The sequence below is a fragment of the Sinosporangium siamense genome (assembly GCF_016863435.1).
Classification (GTDB): Bacteria; Actinomycetota; Actinomycetes; order Streptosporangiales; family Streptosporangiaceae; genus Sinosporangium; species Sinosporangium siamense.
The window spans coordinates 25,455-45,027 of sequence record NZ_BOOW01000008.1 but is presented as its reverse complement, the minus strand read 5'-3'; the positions used below and the strand labels follow the sequence as shown (position 1 = coordinate 45,027).

The following is a 19,573-nucleotide window of genomic DNA, read 5'->3' as shown; positions in this document are numbered from 1 at the left end:
TCAGCGGGTGCCGTAGTTGAACAGGGGCTTGTCGACCGGCGAGGGTGACGGAGCGGCGAGCGTCACGACGCTCACACTCGCTCCGACGGCAAGCACCACTCCGGCCACAATCGCTATGAGCAGTCGCATCCCTCGGCTCCTCGCATCGGCCCGCGTTCGACCCATCGACAGTAGAACGTGATTCCATAATTTAGAAGCAGATATACGTTAATGCAATAAATCATCCCACCCGCCCCGAGATCGGCTATGGCGCTCTGCTGACCTGGGCATCCTTCCAGCTCAGCGCATAGAGCGCCGCGTGCGGCCCGGAATACACCTTTGCGGCCCCGGCCAGCCGAGACTGAAACCGGTTCCATTCCCGGGGGTCCCCGTCGAGCACCACGAACCTGAATCCCGCGGCCCGCAACGGCCCCGCCAGCGGCGCCGCGGAGCGGATGAGCGAGTCGAGCGCCCTGGCCCGCGGGTCCTCGGTGCCGATCACCAGGTCCCCCGCCTGACTCGCCACGCGCACGGCATCGTTCCACACCACGTGGCGGGTCAGGTAGCGCGGGAGCGGATCGAGCGAGGAACGCCCGCCGTTCCAGGCGTAGGCGCGATATGACTCCCACGGCAGCAGCAATACATCGCCCTGCTCCCGATCGGCGGCGACGATCTCACGCACCCGCTCGAAGTCCCGCGGATAGTCCACCGCCGCCAGCCGCCCCCATGCCCCCCACACCAGACCCGGCAGCAGGAGCAGCGGAGCGGCCACCCCCAGCACGCCGGCGGGCACCCGGGCCCGCCGTGAGGACCCCGCGAGCAGCCCGGCGAGCCCGCCCACACCAAGCGCCGTCAGGAGGGCCAGGGGCGCGACATATTGCTGGGCGTCCCGCACGACCGCGAACCCCGGCCACAAGTCGATCAACCACACGAGTACGGCACGGCCGGGCCCGGTCAGGCCCGCGGAGGCGATGACGAGGCCCGCAGCCGAGGCGACCGCGAGGCCGGCGCGGGCCGGAAGGTGCATGCCGCCGGGCCGCGCCACCGCGAAGGCGGCCACCGCCGCCACCGCGACCAGCAACCGCAGCACCGAGGGCAGCACCGGGTCCAGCCCCGGCGGCACGACCTCGGCGTTCCACACGCCCGACAGGGTGAACAGGCTGCCGAGGCCGCCGAGCGGAGTGTCGGCCCGCGCCGCGAAGGCCGCGACGCCCGCCGCGTCCGAGGGCACCTGGGCCTGCCGTACCAGACTGGGGACCAGCCACGGGAGGGCGAACACCACGCAGGCGAGCGAGACTCGCGCGAGGGCGCGGCGGCCCCCGGGCCCGAGGGCCGCGACGGGCAGGACCGTGAGCGCTGTGATGATCATGGCCATGAACCCGCCCGCGGCGGCGGGGACGAACGCCCACACCCACCTCAGGCCGCGCGGATCCAGCGCGGCGCGCACCGCCCACGGGAGCCCCGCGTAGCCCAGCAGCAGCGCCCACTGCCCGAGCAGCAGCCGCTCGGCCACGAACGGGTTCCAGGCGTAGAAGACCGCCGCAGCAAGCCGCACGACCGCGGGACGTCCGTCGAGCAGCGCCGCCGCTCCCCCGCAGGCGATCAAGAACAGAGAGAGCAGAATCAGCTTTTGCACGAGGGCGCCGGGAAGCACGGTGCCGAGCAGGGCCACGGCGGCGTCGCTCGGCACCGCCCGCGGAAGTGTGCCGGTCAGGCCGAAGGTTGACGGTAAAAATACCGGCTCGGGAACGAAGACCATGTCGTAGGCGAGGGTGAACCCGGGTGCGAGCGCCGGCCCCAATGCGAGAACGCCGAGCAACCCTCCCACGGCGTACGGCCATACCACATGCCAGACCCGGTTTCTCACCGCCCCTCCTCCGGGAAAAGCTGGATCTTTCCCTTCGATACGTTGTGGAATATCATGCCGCGTTGTCCAAGCAAGAGGGCGGTGTGGGGTGACACTCCGAGCTTCGACCGGCCAAGGGGAGCGCCCGGAGGGGGAAATGACATTTCCCGACGGACCCGAGGGCGACCGGCGGCGCGGTGGTCAGACGACCGGCAACACGAGACGTCCGCAATGGGCGGCAAGAGCGGCGGCCAATCCCGTTTTGACCGCCGCTGTTTTGCTGATCCTCGTGGCGGTCCTTTGGAAATGGGTGATCCTCTCGGACGCCTATTTCAGGGAGGACGACTTCGAATACATCATCCGCGGCCTGGAAAACCCGCTGGACCTCGACTATCTCACCAGGATTCACTGGGGTCACCTCATGCCGGGGGGCTTCGCCATGGCGTGGGCGCTGGCGCGGGTCGCGCCCTACCAATGGGAGCTCACGTCCGCGATCACCTTGGCCGGGCACGCACTCGGGGCCTTCGCCGCGTTCCGCATGTTGCGGGTGCTGTTCGGCACACGGCCCGCCGTTCTCGTCCCGTTCGCGGTCTACCTTTTCACCCCGCTCACGCTACCCGCGCTGAGCTGGTGGGCCGCCGCCCTGAACCTCGTCCCCCTCCAGATCGCCGCCCCCATGGCGATCACCGCCCATGTGCACTATTTGCGCACCGGGCGGCGCCACCACCTCTACGCGGCGACCGGCTGGATCGCGTTCGGACTGCTCTGCTTCCTCAAGGCGGGCGCGATTCCCCTCCTGCTGTTCGGGCTGACCGTGGGGTGGTTCGCCAAAGGCAGGGGGCAGGCCGCGCTCAAGGACGCGGCGTGGCGCCACCGCGCGGCCTGGGCGCTTTACAGCGTGCCTCTTGCGCTGTATGCGATCCTCTACCTTTCCCGGCTTGAGGGATCGGCCAGCAGGGTGGCGGTCACCGCGCTCGGCGACGTGGCGGAGTTCGCCCGGCGGCTCATCACCGAGACGTTCCCGACCGCCGTGACCGGGATGACCTGGAGCTGGACTCCGGTCGGCACCGGGAGCTACGCCATCGCCACGCCGGGCTTCTTGCAGATCGCGCTCTCCCTCGGCCTGCTCGCCGCGGTCGTCGGCGGCAGCCTGCTGCGCGGAATGAGCGGCTGGCAGGCGTGGGCGCTGCTCACGGTCTATCTGATCTGCGCCGACGTGATGCCGATCGCCCTCGGGCGGCTCAATCCCGACTACGTGGGGCTGGCCGGGGCCGAGACACGCTATCTGGCCGACGCCGCGTTCGTGTTCATGCTCTGCCTGGCGCTGGCATATCTGCCGACGTCGGACGAGCAAGATACTCAGGCCGCCGAGGCCGGCTCCCTCCCCACCGATCCGCTCCCCGCGGTCGGCATCGGCATCGCCGACACCTCGCCCGGCCCCGTCCCGGCCACCCAGGTGTCCGCCGCCGCGCCCAATACGCCGAGGGCGCTCAGATCTCTCCGGCCGGCCCTCAGGCTGAGGGAGCTCGGGCCACGTGTGCGGCGCCGTGCCGTACCGATCGTCGCCGCCGGGCTCGCGGTGTTCGGGGTGTCGTCGTTATGGTCGGGCGTGCGGCTCATGGACGAGGTGGACGGCGGCAAGGCGCGGCGCTATCTGGACACGGTCCGGGCCGAACTCGCCGACGCCTCGCATGACATCGACATCTTCGACCGGCTTGTGCCCTCCGAGCTGGCGACGCCGCTGTTCGGGATCTACGCCCACACCTCGCGTGTGCTGGCCCCGCTCGCCAAGCCCATTCACCGCCGCACCATGCGCTCCCAGCCGCCGTCCGACCAGCCGTACGTCATAGACGACGAAGGCAAACTCACCCCGATGGGCATCTGGGGCACGGTCCGCAAACCGCCGTCGGGCTCCTGCTGGCCGCAGGTGGGCGACACCGCGCGCATCCCCATCGGAGGCATGTCGGCCTCGGGTGAGACCACCTACATCGTCAAGCTTGAGGTGGTCGCCAACCGGGAGGTGCTCCTCCAGGTGCGGCTCGGCCAGGGCAGCACCATCAGCACGGTCATGCCCAAAGACCGCAACACCACGACGTTCGGCATCACCGGCGGCGGGGGCGAGTTGCGCGTGACGAGCGACACGGTCGGCGCGCGGTTCTGCGTGACGGCGGCCACCGTGGGCTTCGCCGTACCCGGACGCTGAGTCCGGGCACGGCTGAGCAGGGGTGGGCAGGCAAGGCCAGGCACGTATAGGCACGGCTCCGGTCAGGCGTCGCGGGGCAGCCCCAGCATGCGCTCGGCGATGATGTTGAGCTGCACCTCGGTGGTGCCGCCGTAGATGGTCATGGCGCGGGTGGCGAGGGCCGCGCGGTTCCAGTAGCCCGCGTCGCCGAGCCGCGGGTCGGCGGCCAGCGCGACGTTAGGCCCGAGCAGGTCGACGGCGCACTCGGCGATGTGCTGGGCGTGTGAGGTGGACAGCAGTTTGCCCACGGAGGCGTCCCCGCCGGGTTCGGTGCCCGCCAGTTGCCGCAACGTGGCGCGCAGCGAGAGCGTGTTGATGGAGTGTGCCTCGGCGGCCACCGCCGCGAAGGCCGCCCGCTCCGCCGGGGTCAGGTCGCGGCCGAGCCGTTCCACGAGGCGCAGCAGGTCGGTAAGGGCCGCGCCCGAGGCCCCCGCGCTGCCCGACATCGACACGCGCTCGTTCGACAGAGTGTTGCGCGCGACGCGCCAGCCGTCGTCGACCTCGCCCACGACCATGTCGTCCGGGACGAAGACGTCGTCGAAGAAGACCTCGTTGAACATCTCCTCCCCGGTCATCTCCACCAGGGGCCGGACGCTCAGGCCGGGGGCCTTCATGTCGACGAGGAAGTAGGTGATGCCCTTGTGTTTGGGTTTGTCGGGGTTGGTGCGTGCGATGCAGATGCCCCATTCGGCGACCTGGGCGAGGGACGTCCAGATCTTCTGCCCGTTGAGCCGCCAGCCGCCCTCGACCCGCTCGGCCCGCATTTGCACGCCGGCCAGGTCGGAACCCGCGCCGGGCTCGGAGAACAGCTGGCACCACACGACCTCGCCGCTCAGCGTCTTGAGCAGGAAACGCTCCTGCTGCTCGGCTGTGCCGTACACCGCGACCGACGGCACGACCCACGCACCGATGATCAACTCGGGCGGCTTGACCCCGGCGGCCCGGAGTTCCCGGTGGATGAGCACCTGCTCCAGGGGTGAGGCGCCCCTGCCCCAAGGGGCCTGAAGGTGCGGCATCGACAGTCCTGCGGCTGCGAGGGCACGGCCGCGCTCGGCCTCCGGCAGGGCGGCGATCTCCGCGATCTCGGCGCGGACCCGCTCGCGGATCGGCTCGGCCTCCGGCGGCAGGTCGAGCCGGAGTTCGCGCCGCACACCCGACAGCATGAGGCCGGCGATCTTGTCGCTCCACTCGGCCGAGACGCCGAGCAGGCCGCGCAGGGTCAGCGCCCGGCGGTAGTAGAGGTGCACGTCGTGCTCGAACGTGTAGCCGATGCCGCCGAAGGTCTGGATCGCGTCCTTCGCGCACGCCACCGCCGCGTCGGGGGCCACCACGGCGGCGACCGCCGCGGCGAGCTCCCATTCGGGGCCCGTGGCCCGCGTCGCGTCCCAGACGGTGGCCCGCGCCTGCTCCAACTGCACAAGCATGCGGGCGACCTTGTGCTTGATCGCCTGGAACTGCCCGATCGGTCTGCCGAACTGCTCACGCACCTTGGCATATTCCGCCGCCGCGCGCACACACCAGCCCGCCAGGCCCGCCGCCTCGGCACCCAGCAGCACCGCGGCGAGACCGCGCGCCCGGGTGCCGTCGATCACGTGCTCGGCGGGTACGGCGAGAGCCTCGGCGGTCACACGGGCCACGCCGCGTGTGAGGTCCAGGGAGGGCAGGGGGGTGATGTTCAGCGACTGGGCCTGGACTGCGACCCACCGTTCGCCCTCGCCGGTCGCCATGGGGAGGATGAGGACGTCCGCGAGTGCTCCGCCGAGGACCGGCTCTACGGTGCCGCCGACGATCAGGCCGCCGTCGGCGGCGGTCTCGCCGGTGAGGCCGGCCGCCAGCGCGACGGCGCCCGTCCTGGTGCCGTCGGCCAGGCCCGGCACGAGTTCGGCGGCGGCTTTGCCGCCTTGCGAGGCCAGGAGCACCGCGCTCGCCAGCACGGTGGGCACATATGGTCCGGGCGCCATCCGCTCGGCCAGCGCCTCGATCACGACGGCGGTCTCCAGGAGGCCGTAGCCGGCTCCGCCGTACTCCTCGGGCACGTGCAGGCCGAGAAGGCCTTGGTCGGCGAGACCCGTCCAGAAGGCCGGCCTTGTGGTGATGGCGGCGGTTTTGACGGTCTCGCGCATGGTTTCGGATGGAATGTTGCGATCTGCCCAGCCTGTAACGGATTCGCGGAGCGCCACGTGCTCTTCGTTCAATCCGATCGCCATCTCACCCTCCGGGTGTCTCCGACGTTTTACGACCTATGGCACAACCGAACCGTATTCTAGAACGACTGTCCAGCCCTTGCCCGGACCGGGCTCGCGTGCCGCAGCGGCTAGGAGACAAAGCCGGAAATAGTGGCCCATGGCGGCCGAAGTCCGCCGCTAAAGACTTAAAACGATCGAGCGTTCCAGACGACCGTGTTGAGATCCCGCCAGAGTTCCTTACGACTGTCCGGAATGGTGACCATCAGCATCCCCGGTCGCGCCCGCCCGGCGTCCACGACGGCCACCGCCGCCTCGGAGGTGTGCCGGACGCCGTCGGCAAGGCGATAGGTGACGCGGAAGCCCAGCACCCATCCCCGGCCGGTTCCCAGTCGCTCCGAGGCGGTCCACGCGAGGGTGCTGCCGGGCGGATGATGGTTGCGCACCACCCAGCGGGCCAGTGAGGCGGCCGCCTTGCGCAGGTCGGCGTCGGTCGCGAGGGACTTCGGGGCCGCTCCGGGGAAAAGACGCGAGGCGATCAAGGTGGGCGGGTCGTCGGCGGCGTCGACCCGCTGCACGGCGGTGAAGGGGGGTACGGCGGAAGCCGTCGCCCAGGGCTCGCCGAGCCGGGGATAGGCGACGCGGGCCTTGGTGTCGCTGACGACGCCGGTGATCTCGGTGCCCTTGCCCGGCAGGGTGATCAGGAGCCTGCCCGCGGGGACCGGGGGCAGGCTGACGACGGCGGTGGGGGTCGGCGTGGGAAGCGGCGAGGCCGGCGCCTGGGAGCGCGGAGCGAGGCCGACCGGCTGCTGGGGCTCGTCACCGGAGAACACCGCGAAGATCAAGATGACGGCGATCACGGTCAGGATGGCCGCGCCTACGCCGTACACCACATTGACCGGCAAGTCGCCGAGGTTCAGCAGGATCGCCTTGATCCGGTTCCGCGGCGGAGGGGGCACACGCCAGGCGGTCTGGGCGGCGGAGCCGGGAAACGAACCGCCCGGCGGCACGTTGGCGACCTCGTCGGCGGGCCAGTAGGCCGGCTCGCGAGGGCTGTCGTCGATCTCCGCCCGTGGATGGAAACCGGGGTAGACACCGGCCGCGGGAGGGCGGAATCCGGCCAGGGTGATCTCGTCGGCCGGATCGGAGGGACCGGGTCCGGGTGGCCGGTCCGTTTCGGCTGGTAAGTCGGGGGTGGATTCGGGCTCGGAGACGGGGAACCTGGTGGTAACGATGACCTCGGCAGGGGATTCGGGGATGTCGGGGGTTCCGGACGGACCTGAACCGGGTTCGGGCGGGGGCATGTCGTCACGGATTACGGGTATTGGGGAAGTGGGCGCGTCATAGGACGGGGTGTAGTCCTTTTCAGGGGATGCGCTGCGGTCTTCCGCCATGGCCGCAGATTACGTCACCTTACGACCGTCATGCACCGAAAGCCGGTCCGGATTTCTGTCGACAACCTCAGAAATGATCACTCAGCGCACGCCTTCGGCTACGCCCTGTATCAAACTTGTCATTCAGGGAAGGTACCGCGCATGGGGATGACACCTATCGGCCTGCGCGTCCTTCTCCCCATGGGCGCGTCCGCCATCGCGCTCATGCTCTCCGGTGGCTGCGGCACAAGCGCGCCGCCGGTCGCCACGCTGCCCGCGCGGGCAACCACACCGCACGCCGGCGCCGCCACGACGCCCTCACCCACGGCTCCGACGGATTCGGCCTTCGCCCTCCAGGCCGCCTACGAGAGCGTCATCCACCGTGTTCTGCCCTCCATCGTGCAGATCACCACCTCGAACGGCCTCGGCTCCGGCATCGTCTACGACACCGCCGGGCACGTCATCACCAACGCCCACGTGCTCGGAGAGTCGCGCACTTTCCAGGTCACCTTGCCCAGCGGTGGAAAATCCCGCCAGGCGAAACTCGTGGCCGCCCACCCCCTTGGGGACCTCGCGGTGATCAAGGTGGACAATCCCGCCGGGTTGTCCCCCGGCAAGTTCGGCGACTCCAGCAAGGCGAAGGTCGGCCAAATCGTGCTGGCGATGGGCAATCCCCTCGGCCTCTCCGGCAGCGTGACCAACGGCATCATCTCCGCATTGGACCGCACGGTGACCGAACCCCCCGGCCGCGGCTCCGCGGGAGCCACGATCCCGAACGCCATCCAGACCTCGGCCGACATCAACCCCGGCAACAGCGGGGGCGCCCTCGTCACCCTGAACGGCGAGGTCATCGGCATCCCGACCCTGGCCGCCGCCGATCCGCAACTCGGCCGGGGCACCGCGCCCGGCATCGGCTTCGCGATCCCCAGCAACACCGCCACCGACATCGCCAACCAGATCATCAAGGAGGGCAAGGTCACCAACACCCGCCGGGCCGCCCTCGGCATCACCGGGCAGACCATCGTCGGCACGGACGGCACCCCCGCCGGGGTCGGCGTCGCCAAGGTGAACCCGGGCAGCGGTGCAGAGAAGGCGGGCATCCACCCGGGCGACGTCATCGTCGGGGTCAACGGCGCGAAGATCACGTCCTTGACGGACCTCTCGGAGAAGCTCGCGGCCTACAAGATCGGCGACCAGGCGAAGATCACAGTCCTGCGCCCCGACGGGAAGAAGACCACGGTCGACGTCACCCTCAGCGAACTGCCCAGCGACTAGCCCGCGGCGCCGTCCGCCCAGGTCAGAGGCCTCCGCTCAGGTGGATCAAGCGCGGCCGTGCCATAAGACCGATAGCAGTGCTATATCAGAAAGTTCGTTCCATTGACCTCACCCCCCGGTCATCGAGGATTATGCGTGACGTGACCACCGCACGCCTGTTCGCCATCGGCCTCTTACTCAGCACCGCAGGGATCCCCCTGGGCATTGAAAAAGGCGATGGATTCGACCACCTCCGACTGGCCGCGTTAATGGGCTTGCTCATCGGCCATTTCATCGCGCTCCCCCTGGTGCTGCTGCTCGGCATCGGGATCGGATCGTTCCAAAGCCGTCCGGGCCCCCAGCCCTTCGGCTACATCCTCGGCGGAATCTCCCTCGTCTTCGGCCTCGTCGTCATCTCCCAGTCGTGGGCCACCTCAAGCTGGCTGGAAACCGAGCCCGAAGGGGTCGGCGACACCTCCGGCGAATTCGCCATCACCATGCTCACCGGCCTCTCCGGCTGGATCGCCCTTCTGCTCGGCGCCGGGATGGTGGCGCACCAGATGATCCTCGACCGCTACATCAAACTGATGAGCGTGCCCGTGCCCGACCGGTTCGGCGGGGAGACCCCTCTAGCGGCCATCCTGCTCACCGATGAAGGGGCTTGGCGCTCCCACGTGCGAAACATATAGCTGATCGCGTGCCCGGGTGCACGCGACGAACAGCAGGTTGCGCTCACGCTGCAGGTCAAGGGCGCGGGAGACGGGATCCTCCCCCTCCGGCGTCAGAACCCCGGGGTTGGGGATCAACTCCGCCGACGCCCCGATCACGGCGACACAGCGGAACTCCAGCCCCTTGGCCTTGTGCATCGTGCCCACCTGCACCGCGTCGCGTTCGTCGCTGCCCCCCATGAACGTCGCCGGGATGCCCGCCGCGCCCAGCGCCTCGTGGGCGCGCCTGGCGAGCCGGAAGAACCTCGCCGTCACGGCGATGGACACCGGGTCCACCCCGGCATTCATCCAGGCCCCCACCTGCGCCACCAACTCACTCAGCTCGGCCTCGTCATCCGCCGCCGCGTGCACCCTCGGCTTGTCGCCGTGCACCGGCGACGCATATCCCGCCAGGTCGTCGGCCGTTCCGTCCAGCCCCTGGACCGCCGCCCCGCCGAGCAGAGGTACGGCCCAGGCCAGGATCTCCTGCGTCGTCCGATAGTTGACCTTCACCCGCACCCCGCGCCCCCGCACGTTGATGCCGAGGGCCGACAGCGAGACCCGGTGGTTGTGGATGCGCTGATGCGGATCGCCGACCAGGAAAAGATCGTCGGGCCCCTCGCCCACCGCCGCCCGCAGCAGCCGCCACTGGGCCGGATGCAGATCCTGCGCCTCGTCCACCACGATGTGGTGATAGGGCCGCTCGCCCCGGCCGGCCAGGATCCGCGCCGCCTCGTCGGCCAGTTGCAGATAGGTCCGGCGCCCCGCCGCCTCAAGCTCACCCGTCAGCCGGTGCACGAGCCGCCAGACGGCGGTCCTCCTCGACCTCGGCAGGCCGCTCCCCCGCCCCGGCCGCGCACAGGACAGATACTCCTCCTCCGTCGTGATGCGCTGGGCCAGCATCACCTGCTCCCATTCGCGCACCAGGAAGGCTCCGCCGTACGGCAGGCCCGCCTCCCTGGCCGCCGGCCCCCATTCGCGCTCCAGCTCGTGCCCGGCCACCATCTGCGGGTGGCGGCCCATCTCCCCGCGCACCACGCGGGCGGCGAGCCGGTCGACGCTCGACACCTCGACCCGCTCGTAGATGTCGGCGTCGTCGATCAAGTGGGCGAGCCGGCGGTCGAGCGCGTCGGCGAGGTTGCGGGCGAAGGTGGTCAGCAGGACGGTTCCCCCGTCGCGGGCCGCGCGGTGCGCCAGATAGGACGCGCGGTGCAGCGCGATCATCGTCTTGCCGGTGCCGGCGCCGCCGGAGACCTGCACCGGGCCGGTGTAGGACTCGCGATAAGCGATCTTGCGCTGGTCTGGGTGGAGGAACGTCCTCCAGACGACGAAGGGGTGCGCGAGCGCGCCCCGCAGCTCTTCCGGACCGTCCACGATGACGGCCGGGGGTTCCAGCCGGTCGGGCCGCTCCGGCTGCCCATCCAGCTCCTTCGCCGGATCCGCAGGCATCTCGCCGGGAAACTCGCGGAGCCTCACCAGCTCCGCCGTCTCCCCAGGCGGCGACACCGTCACCAGGGTGTGCACGTCACCCGATTTCAGCACCACGACCGACCACTGCGGAGCCGACGCCCCCGTCATGCCCACCGGCAGCAGCCGCACCCGCGGGTCGCGCGCCTCACGCGGGCACTCCAGGCGCTCCAGCCAGCGGTCCACGTCCTTCTGGAAGGCGGTGACCGCGGTGTCCACCCGGCGCCGCAGCCGGGGCGCCAGGCGCGCGTAGGCGGCCAGGAACTCGCCGCTCACCGCCAGCCTGGCCGCCGACCCCGCCGCCACCCGGCGCACGCCGGGCGCGGCGTGCACCCGCTCCCGCAACTCGCCGAGGGCACGCTTCTCAAGCTGGCGCACGCGTTCCCGGCTTATGCCGTACGACTGTCCGATGTCCTCAAGTGTCTGCGGCACCCCGTCCACGATGCCCACGCGCCGCCGCACCACGTCGGCGTCCCTCGCCGGCAGGGGCGCGAGCAGACACTCCACCCACTCCCTGCCGAACCGCCCGTCGAGCACCTCTTCCGGGCCGGGTACGGCACCGCGCGGCCAGACCTCGTGTTCCACCTCGTCCGGGTTCAGCGCGTCGAGCGACTCGACCGGGAGGGCGACCCGCAACGCCAGCGTGGCGGTGTCGACCGGCACACCAGCCTCGGCGGCCACCTGCGGGGGCTCAGCCGTACCGGCCCGCTCCAGGAGCCTCGACAAGGCGCTCTGCACCTTGCGGAGCACCTCGTGCAGGTGCACCGGCACCCTGATCAACGTGCCCTCGTCGGCGACGGCGCGGCTCATGCGCCGGCGGACCCACCAGGTCGCGTAAGTGGAGAACTCGGTTCCCGCAGCGGGATCGAACTTCTCAACCGCCCGCATCAGCCCCAGCGCCCCGTGGTGCACCAGGTCGTCGAACTCCAGCCCACGTCCCAGGTGGGAGCGGGCGAGGCCGCGCACGAGCCGCAGGTTGTGGATCACGAGCGCGTCGAAGGCCGCCCGCCGCTCGTCGCCGGACGGCAACGCCGCGGCGAACCCCTCGGCGGGCTCGCCGCCGCCGTCCCGCATGAGCAGGGCCAGGCCCACCTCCTCATCGGCGGTGAGCAGGCGGGACGAAGGATCGGCCCGGTGGCGATCGGCGGCGAGCAACCTCCGGGCGGCGGCCACCTGATCGCTTGGCGGACGCTCCCGGTCGCTCTGGGGGTCGGTGAGGTCTCCGGTGAGCGTCATGCGCTAATCGTGGCGCATGACGCTCAAGGATTTGCCCTATTTGAAGGGGCTCATATGACTTCGCAATTTGTGCCGTTCAGTGTGAAGGCAGTGGGTTTGCTCCGGTCCCCGGTGTGGGACGCCACTAGCCCGAGGCGGATCGAATCCCCGTCCTCTATCACGGCGTTGTAGCCCGCGGGGCGCGCCGTGACCGGCCCGCTCGCGCCGGAATAGACAGCATTCCATCCCGACGTGATGCGCTGCCCGGTCGGCAGCGTGAAGGAGAGCCGCCAGTCCTTCACCGGGAAAGCACCCCTATTGGCGACCGTGATGTAAGCGGTGAGCCCGTGCTCCCAGGCGTCGGTGCGATAGGAGACCCGGCAGGGAACACTGAGCCCGAAGAACTCCATGGCATATTGCGCCATGCCCGGCAGCGGAAGCCAGTGTCCTATTCCCTGCAGGCTGACGGACTCGACCTTCGCCGCCGTCCCGGCGCCGCCATAACGACTTCTGGTCCACGCGGGCTGGGGATTGTCGGTCGCCGCCGGCACCTGGCCCACGCGGTGCACGTCGGTCCACTGCTTCACCTGCTCGCCGAGGTTGACGTAGGAAACCGCGTTGTCGTCGGCGCCGTGCCAGAGTTGCATGCGCGGCCGCTTGCCCCGATAACCGGGATAGGCGGCCCTGACGAGGTCACCCCATTCTTGCGGGGTTTTGACGGTCCGCCCGCCCGAGCAGTCGGAGTTCCAGCCCCACGGACTGGCGAAACAGGTGTACGGCACCCCCATGAAGGCCGATCCCGCAGCGAAGACATCGGGATAATGCGCCAGGAGCACATTGGCGAGCATCGCGCCCGAGGAGACGCCGACCACGAAGACCCGCTTCGGATCCACGTCATATTCCTCGATCGCATGGCGCACCATCGACCGCACGCCCACCGGATCGCTTCCGCCGTTCCGGCTCAGTGCCTCGGGCGAGGAGGAGTCGAAGCAGTGCCCCGGGCGGGTGGCTGAGGGATAGACCACGACGAATCCATAGCGGTCGGCCATGGTGCCGAACTCCGAGCCCTGGTGGAGCACCGGGCCCGAGCCGGTGCAATAGTGCGCGGCCACGACCAGCGCGGGCTTGTCCGCGACGTTGTCCGGCACGTAGACGTGCATGCCGAGGCCGCTGGGATTGTCGCCGAACTCCGTGACCTCCACCAACGCGGCGGCCGAAGCCGAGCCTGTTCCGGTGAAGACCAGTGAGGTGAAGAGAAGAACCGTCCCCAATAACGCGTGGAGCATCGCTCTCAGCACAGGTTTTTCCTTGATCTTGAAGGTGTCAGGTAAAGATCAGAGGATGAGGTCCATGCGAAAACCCCGTCAGCCCGCTGAGGAAAGCCGACGGAGCCGGGTGGGAGGGCACCCAACACAGGCCGAGTGTTGACGAGGCCCGGCATCGAGCCCCATCCCTCACCCACGGTTAAAACACACACGATGCGCTAAAACCCATCCGATTTCGCTCGTGTGCGAGCATCACCTTAAGGACGCAGCCCCGCCCACGCAAGAGTCAGGCGACGAACCGGGAAAACCGGCTGTGCGAACGTCAGCCCTCGCGCGCGAAACTCCGCCGTTTCCGCCACAGGATCCCCGCCGCGTTCAACGCGACCCCCCAGAGGAGAAACACAACAATCCACTGCGCCCACATGATCGCGCTCATTTGCCCCGAGAGCGGATTGCGCACCGCGGAGTACGGCGTGAGCCACCCTTGAGCGGGCGCGAGCGCCTCGACGGTGCCCAGGACAACCCAGAGGCCCATCGGCAGCACGACGGTGGCCGTGAAGGCCACGAGCGCCGATCCGATGAGCAACCCCAGCCCGGCGCCGAGCAGGCAGGCGACCACCTGCACCAGCACACCGCTCACCACGACGGGCCGGCCTGGCTCCACACAGCGGCGGCCTCAGGCAGCGCGACCGCGACGGCCGGCGTCCCGAAGGCACCGAGGGCCGCGGCCCAGAGGGACGCCGACAGGATGCCGGACACCAGTTGCGCCGGCGAGGCCTGTCTCTGGCCATGCATCCGCAGAATGCCGAGATGCGGCACCAGGACCGACATCACGCGCTGCACGGCGGAGGAAATCGCGGCGAACGCCGATTCGGCGGGCGGCACCCATAACGTCATGACCACGGCGGCTAAAATCCCTGCCCCCGCGGTTATCCCACCGTCCATCGCCGAGATCGTGTCCTCCCGGAGGGCCGGAGTGTTTGTGCGGACTTCGGCTCCGGGGCCGGGCGGAACACCTCATCGCTTCTCTACGCCCCCGAGAAAATCCCCTTCCGCCTCTCATTTTGACCATCCCCCGCCCGATTAAGGGAAGTCAATAACGGGTGATAGATAAATCAGCACCGGAAACGGCACGAGGAATGCAGCGATGAAGGGGTGGCCATCTCCTTTCGCCTCCCCGCGGCGGCGACGCATCCATATGGCCTGCCGCATCCGCGTGGAAACGGTCTGCCGCATCCGCCGGGGAATGGCTTGGCCGTAACCGCCGGGGAACGGGGGGCGAACGCAAAAACGTCGGTGTCTTCACAAGACACCGCCGTCATTGACATCCGCGCTGTTCACCGCCGCCCGGACGGGCGGTGGCGGAGCAGCGGCACAAGAGTGAAGGTGGCGGGAATTGACCCCGCGTCCTTCAATTACAGGTCAGGGCTTCTCCGGGCGCAGCCTGCTGTGCTTGTGCTTTCAGAGGATGGAGAAGGCGAAATCGTCGGGGCCGAACTCGACTCGGGTAAGCGATGAGCTCAGGACATCGGTTTCTGGGGCCTGGGATCATTTGTCGGCCGGGTATGTGCGATAACCGTCACGGGAAGGGCCATGCCAGTCCAAGCACAGGATGCCGGCGTCGTCCGCAAGATGGCCTTGGCAAGCGTCGGTCACCGCGCCGGTCAGCGTTCGTACGACTTCGCGGGGATGCTGGGCGTTGGTGTCGCGGATGAGGGCGATCAGGTCGACCTTTTCCGCCTGGCGCTCCCGCATGCCGTCGGTGTAAAGCACCAGGCGGTCGCCGGGACGCAGGTCGAGGTTCTGCACGCGATGGTCGACCGTGAAGGGAAAGCCGAAGGGCGGGTCGATGTCCAGGGGCACTTCCTCCACCTCGCCGTCACGCAGACGCAGCGGCCAGGGGTGGCCGGCGTTGACGAGTTGCATCTTGCTGCCGTCCAAGGCGATGCGGAGCAGCTGGCCGGTGGCCAGGCCACCCTGGCCGTGATCCAAGAGGGCCCGGTGCGTGCGGCGTGCCTGTTCGGCCAGGTCGCAGCCAGCGCGGCGGGCACCGCGGGAGGCATTGACCAGCAGGGTGGCCAGCAGGGCGGAGCCGACGTCATGGCCCATGGCGTCGGTGATGGACAGGTGCAGGGTTCCGTAGTCGAGGGTGTAGTCGTAGGTGTCGCCGCCGATAGTGTCAGCGGAGACCATGCCTGCGGCCAACACGAACTGGGCGGCTTCGCAGCATGTGGCCGACGGCAGGAGCTGATGCTGGATCTCAGCGGCCAGGCTGACCCGTGTGGTGCGCTGACTCCACAGGTAGAGATCGGTGAAGCGGCGGTCGGTGACGATGATGTAGGCGAGCGCGTGTGCGGCCTGGCCTATCTGCTCCAGCACGTCCTCGGTGATCCTGGGCAAGGTCAGCTCCAGCAGCCCGATGGTGTCGCCCCGGTTGGTGACGGGTGCGATCACTCGTTGTCCGTATTCCTCGTCGGGCACGTGGGTCGGTTGCTGGGTGCGCAATACCTGCTCGTAGACGCTTCCGATCAGGGAGATCTGTTCGGCGCCGCGGTCTTGCTGCGATGCGGTCTCTTCGTTTATCCGCACCACTAGCCGACCGACCATGTCGACGAACAGGAAGGACACGGCCACCGCGCCGAACCGCTCCTGCAGGTTGGCGGCGACCACGTCGATGGACTCCACTGGCGCGGCGCGCTCCGCCGCCGCGAGAACATCATCGAGCTTGAGTCGGTCATGCGTCATGGCGGCCTCCTTGTGCACTTCCTTCCCAATAACACCCCAGGTATCACGAAATGCGGAGCGCACGCATCCAGTCCATAACAGGTGACCACCACCCTGCCGCGGCGAGGGTGGCGAGTCGTTCTCGCTGCCCCGCAGGAGTTTGTAGCGGGCAAACGGTGAACCGGGTCAATGGAGTGAATTACGTGCCCGGGAACTACGGTGAACGCAAAAACGGCGGTGTCTTGTAAAGACACCGCCGTCATTGACATCCGCGCTGCTCGCCGCCGCCCGGACGGGCGGTGGTGAACAGCGGCACAAGGGTGGAGGTGGCGGGAATTGAACCCGCGTCCTTCAACTCCAAGTCAGGGCTTCTCCGGGCGCAGCCTGTTGTGCTTTTCTCAGCCCCGGCGATCACACAGGCGAGTCGCCGACGGGCTCAGCCACTGTAAGGTGTCCCTTCCGACCCCGTGGCCGGGTCGGTCGGTTTAGCCTCCTAGCGATGCCAGATCCGGGCCGGAGGCGCTCCCGGGCTGACAAGGTGCTACCTCGCTGCTTAGGCGGCGAGGGCCAGGTTGCCCTGGCTGACCTCAGTGCGCTTAGAGTTGGCACTTGTTGTTTGCGGTCACAGGATTAACGAGGTTATGTCCGCAGTCCTCGGCCCGCTTCTCCTGGCTTGCAAAGCCGAAGTCGAAACCGGTCACCCCCTGTGCAGTTTTCAATGTGGTGCGCCCTTCGCAGGACGCATCACCAAGATACCGTTTGCAACGCCCTAGCCGTCAACTTCATTCCTGAGCGTCGCTGTGAGGCGGATGTGTCCGGTGTGGCCGGTGACACGATCGCGGGCGCTCCACGACGACGACACGCACCTGTGCTGAGCACGCGCCGGAGGGCGAGAGGGGGCCGGAAGCCGTATGCCGGAGGATGTGAACGTCGGCTGTACCAGGGGGCGTGAGCGGTGCCCGGAGGGCGTGAGTGTGGGCTGGAAGGGCGTTGGCGGCGCCTGGAGAGGGCTATGAAGCCCCACCGCATGCCGAAACCCCCGGAGACGCGGCACTGAGGCGCGCGTCCCCGGGGGCCGACCGGCAGGGTCGAGCCGGTCCGGACGGCAGGGCTTCCCCCGAGATGAAGCCCTGTCTCATCACGGCGACTGAGACCGCAACCCCCCAAGCGGTGCTCAGTCATCTAGGAAGACGCAGCACAAGTCCACCACGGTTGCTTAGGGTGATGAATCTTTCCCATAGCGTGACCTTTTTTGGTGTCCCAAACACCTGGGTCCCGGGCTCGGGGCAGAGGATCTCCACGGGCCAGGCGCCTTCGCCGCCTGTGCTCACGAAGACGCCCATACCACCTGCTCTCAGGAAGAGCAGTTGCCTCAGGAAGGCGCCCTTCGCCACCTCGCCCCTAGAAAAGGCGCTTGTCACCTGTCCTCAGGAAGGCGCCTTCGCCGTCTGAAGGAAACGGCCGGCGATGGTGGCCGCGGCGGTGGTGTCGCCGCCCTCGACCAGCACCGAGACCGCCACGTCGCCACGCCAGCCGACAAACCAGCTGAACCGCTTACGGCCCTGCGCGTCGCCACCGGCCGGGGCGGCTATGCCGTACACACGCGGGCCGCTCCCCGCGTCTGCGGGTTTGGCGGTGCCGCTGGTGACACCGGCCCTCATGAGGGATTTGATGGTGCTGAGCGACTTGGGATCGAGCGGGACCGCCGTGGGCGGCGGCGTGACGGGGCTGCCCGCGGTCTGCTCAATGGACGGGGGCCTGGTCACGAGGACCGGCGGGCGCCAGGTGCCCGAGGCGGCGGCTCCGGCGGCGAGTGCCATGGACAGGGGGCTGACCTGGACGTTCTGCCCGGTGATGACCTTGGCCTTGTCGGCGTCGCTCCTGATGACGGGCACGGAGCCGGCGAAGGACTTCAGGGGGAGCTTCCACTTGGCCCCGATGCCGAAGGCGGCGGTGCTCGCGGCGAGTTCCTTGGCGTCGACACGCCTGGCCAGGGAGGCCAGGGCGGTGGTGCAGGCGCCGGCGAAGTTGGCCTGAAGGGTGGGCGCGGCACCGCCGGCCGCGCCGGGCTGTTGGAACTGCGCCCCGCCCACGCTGCGGACCGGGGGGCAGGCGAGACGCTGCTTGGTGCTCACGTCGCTCTTGGCCAGCGCGTCGGCGGCCACCATGGAGAACGCGGTGCCCGCGGGGAACTTGCCGGCCAGCGCGTCCTTCTCCTGATGCATGTCCTTGGTGCCGACGGCCAGCACCTGGCCTGTGGATGCCTGGACGGCGACCAGAGCGGTGGGGTTGACGCCGCCGGCGACCGCCGAGTCGGCGGCCCCCTGGACGGCGCTGTCGATCGTGGTGGAGACCGAGGAGTTGCTGCGGCCCGGCCACTTGCCCAGCTCGGCGACCGGCTGCTGCGTCTTGAGATCGACGGTGATCACGCGCGTGCTGGTGGAGCCGGTGAGCATGTCCTGATAGTGCTTCTGCAAGCCGTTGAGGCCGACCGAGTCGCCGGCGCGCTGCGGCCCGCCGAGCTGCTGCACGTTCTCGGCGGTGACGGCGCTGACCCGGCCGACGATCTGGGCGGGTGAGTCGGGGCCGACGGGCTGCGTCTCGTCTTTCATCTCAAGGCCGCGGATGTCGAGCTTGGACGCGAGCTGGGCGTATTTGTCGCGGCCGAAGGTCACCAGCGGCACCTGGCTGTTGGGAGGGGCTGACAACACCTGCCGCAGGAGGCGGTCCTGCGGGAAGCCGGTGACGGCGGCGAGCTCCTGCACGAGGCGCTGGGGGTTGTCGAGCTTGGCGGGCGTCACGGTGGCCACCCGCAGCGGCTCGTCGGTCTGCAGAGGCTTGTCCTCGCGGTCGACGATGGGCTTGCGGCCCTCGGAGACGGTCTCGACGGCGAACCGCTGCCCCTCCTGGAGCTTCGGGTGCAGCACGCTGGGCGACCAGCGCACCTTCCAGTGGCGCTCCACCAGGTGCAGCGGCAACTTCCCGTTGTAGGTGAACAGCGGGTTGTTCTCCCCGAGGTCGACCTCGGCGGTGAAGTCGGCCTGCGCGTTGCCGCCGCTGCGGGTGATGCCGAGCAGCTTGAAGCGGAACGAGGCCGCGTCGAGGTGCACCCCGGCGTCCTCGATCGCCTTGGCGACCTTGGCCGGGTCGCCGTCGGTGCGGGCCGCCGCCGCGGCGTAGTCACCCGACTGCCAGCCGACGAGGAACGTCTGCACGGCCTCGTGGGGCGAGGGCTCCTCGAAGCAGGCGGTGAGGGTGGCACCGCACGCCACCATGGCGAGCGACGAGGCGAGGGCCCTGCGCGTGGCTCTGCGCACG

13 protein-coding genes and 1 other RNA gene are annotated in these 19,573 nt (G+C 69.2%); 3 read left to right on the top strand and 11 right to left on the bottom strand.

Annotation, left to right across the window (positions count from 1 at the left end; genetic code table 11):
• Positions 1-129 (bottom strand): hypothetical protein, encoded by a 129-nt coding sequence (locus tag Ssi02_RS39225; RefSeq protein ID WP_275410609.1) that lies wholly within the window; start codon positions 127-129, stop codon positions 1-3.
• Positions 130-244: 115 nt separating this feature from the next.
• On the bottom strand, positions 245-1,846 hold the full coding sequence (locus Ssi02_RS06515) for an MmpA family trehalose lipid delivery protein (protein ID WP_204022108.1): 1,602 nt from the start codon (positions 1,844-1,846) through the stop codon (positions 245-247).
• Positions 1,847-1,982: 136 nt separating this feature from the next.
• Between Ssi02_RS06515 and Ssi02_RS06510 the strand changes: the two genes are divergently transcribed.
• Positions 1,983-4,028, top strand: coding sequence for a 2-oxoacid:acceptor oxidoreductase family protein (locus tag Ssi02_RS06510; protein WP_204022106.1), 2,046 nt, complete (start codon positions 1,983-1,985; stop codon positions 4,026-4,028).
• A gap of 62 nt (positions 4,029-4,090) precedes the next feature.
• Here Ssi02_RS06510 and Ssi02_RS06505 read toward each other — a convergent pair whose 3' ends face one another.
• Together Ssi02_RS06505 and Ssi02_RS06500 are read right to left on the bottom strand one after the other, a co-directional pair.
• Entirely contained in the window at positions 4,091-6,274 is a 2,184-nt protein-coding gene (locus Ssi02_RS06505) for an acyl-CoA dehydrogenase family protein (protein WP_204022105.1), read from the bottom strand.
• A gap of 164 nt (positions 6,275-6,438) precedes the next feature.
• Positions 6,439-7,554, bottom strand: coding sequence for a hypothetical protein (locus Ssi02_RS06500; protein ID WP_204022104.1), 1,116 nt, complete (start codon positions 7,552-7,554; stop codon positions 6,439-6,441).
• 231 nt (positions 7,555-7,785) lie between these two features.
• On the opposite strand from Ssi02_RS06500, the gene Ssi02_RS06495 reads away from it, so the two are divergent.
• Both Ssi02_RS06495 and Ssi02_RS06490 read left to right on the top strand, forming a co-directional pair.
• Positions 7,786-8,898: a S1C family serine protease gene (locus Ssi02_RS06495; RefSeq protein ID WP_239128649.1), complete on the top strand. Its 1,113-nt coding sequence runs from the start codon at positions 7,786-7,788 to the stop codon at positions 8,896-8,898.
• 140 nt (positions 8,899-9,038) lie between these two features.
• A complete protein-coding gene (locus Ssi02_RS06490; RefSeq protein ID WP_204022103.1) occupies positions 9,039-9,566 on the top strand; it encodes a hypothetical protein in 528 nt (175 codons plus the stop codon).
• Here Ssi02_RS06490 and Ssi02_RS06485 read toward each other — a convergent pair.
• From Ssi02_RS06485 to Ssi02_RS06455, 7 genes are all read right to left on the bottom strand, one after another.
• Positions 9,507-12,287, bottom strand: a complete 2,781-nt coding sequence (locus tag Ssi02_RS06485; protein ID WP_204022102.1) for a sigma-70 family RNA polymerase sigma factor — start codon at positions 12,285-12,287, stop codon at positions 9,507-9,509. The genes Ssi02_RS06490 and Ssi02_RS06485 overlap by 60 nt on opposite strands.
• A gap of 50 nt (positions 12,288-12,337) precedes the next feature.
• Positions 12,338-13,564 carry an extracellular catalytic domain type 1 short-chain-length polyhydroxyalkanoate depolymerase gene (locus Ssi02_RS06480; RefSeq protein WP_239128648.1) on the bottom strand — a complete coding sequence of 409 codons (1,227 nt, stop codon included), beginning with the start codon at positions 13,562-13,564 and terminating at the stop codon, positions 12,338-12,340.
• Between the two features lie 289 nt (positions 13,565-13,853).
• Positions 13,854-14,162: a hypothetical protein gene (locus tag Ssi02_RS06475; protein WP_204022101.1), complete on the bottom strand. Its 309-nt coding sequence runs from the start codon at positions 14,160-14,162 to the stop codon at positions 13,854-13,856.
• A gap of 5 nt (positions 14,163-14,167) precedes the next feature.
• Entirely contained in the window at positions 14,168-14,434 is a 267-nt protein-coding gene (locus Ssi02_RS06470) for a hypothetical protein (protein WP_204022099.1), read from the bottom strand.
• A gap of 645 nt (positions 14,435-15,079) precedes the next feature.
• A complete protein-coding gene (locus Ssi02_RS06465) occupies positions 15,080-16,276 on the bottom strand; it encodes a PP2C family protein-serine/threonine phosphatase (protein ID WP_204022096.1) in 1,197 nt (398 codons plus the stop codon).
• A 297-nt stretch (positions 16,277-16,573) separates the two neighbouring features.
• Positions 16,574-16,960: a transfer-messenger RNA gene (gene ssrA, locus Ssi02_RS06460) on the bottom strand.
• 722 nt (positions 16,961-17,682) lie between these two features.
• On the bottom strand, positions 17,683-19,572 hold the full coding sequence (locus tag Ssi02_RS06455) for a penicillin-binding transpeptidase domain-containing protein (RefSeq protein WP_239128647.1): 1,890 nt from the start codon (positions 19,570-19,572) through the stop codon (positions 17,683-17,685).
• Position 19,573: the final 1 nt, after the last annotated feature.

What these genes read in the sequence shown, in the direction of transcription:
- Ssi02_RS06495 (WP_239128649.1), top strand. Translation starts at nt 7,786, where the DNA reads ATGGGGATGACACCTATCGGCCTGCGCGTCCTTCTCCCCATGGGCGCG.
- Ssi02_RS06465 (WP_204022096.1), bottom strand. Translation starts at nt 16,276, where the DNA reads ATGACGCATGACCGACTCAAGCTCGATGATGTTCTCGCGGCGGCGGAG.
- Ssi02_RS06510 (WP_204022106.1), top strand. Translation starts at nt 1,983, where the DNA reads ATGACATTTCCCGACGGACCCGAGGGCGACCGGCGGCGCGGTGGTCAG.
- Ssi02_RS06485 (WP_204022102.1), bottom strand. Translation starts at nt 12,287, where the DNA reads ATGACGCTCACCGGAGACCTCACCGACCCCCAGAGCGACCGGGAGCGT.
- Ssi02_RS39225 (WP_275410609.1), bottom strand. Translation starts at nt 129, where the DNA reads ATGCGACTGCTCATAGCGATTGTGGCCGGAGTGGTGCTTGCCGTCGGA.
- Ssi02_RS06505 (WP_204022105.1), bottom strand. Translation starts at nt 6,274, where the DNA reads ATGGCGATCGGATTGAACGAAGAGCACGTGGCGCTCCGCGAATCCGTT.
- Ssi02_RS06500 (WP_204022104.1), bottom strand. Translation starts at nt 7,554, where the DNA reads ATGCCCCCGCCCGAACCCGGTTCAGGTCCGTCCGGAACCCCCGACATC.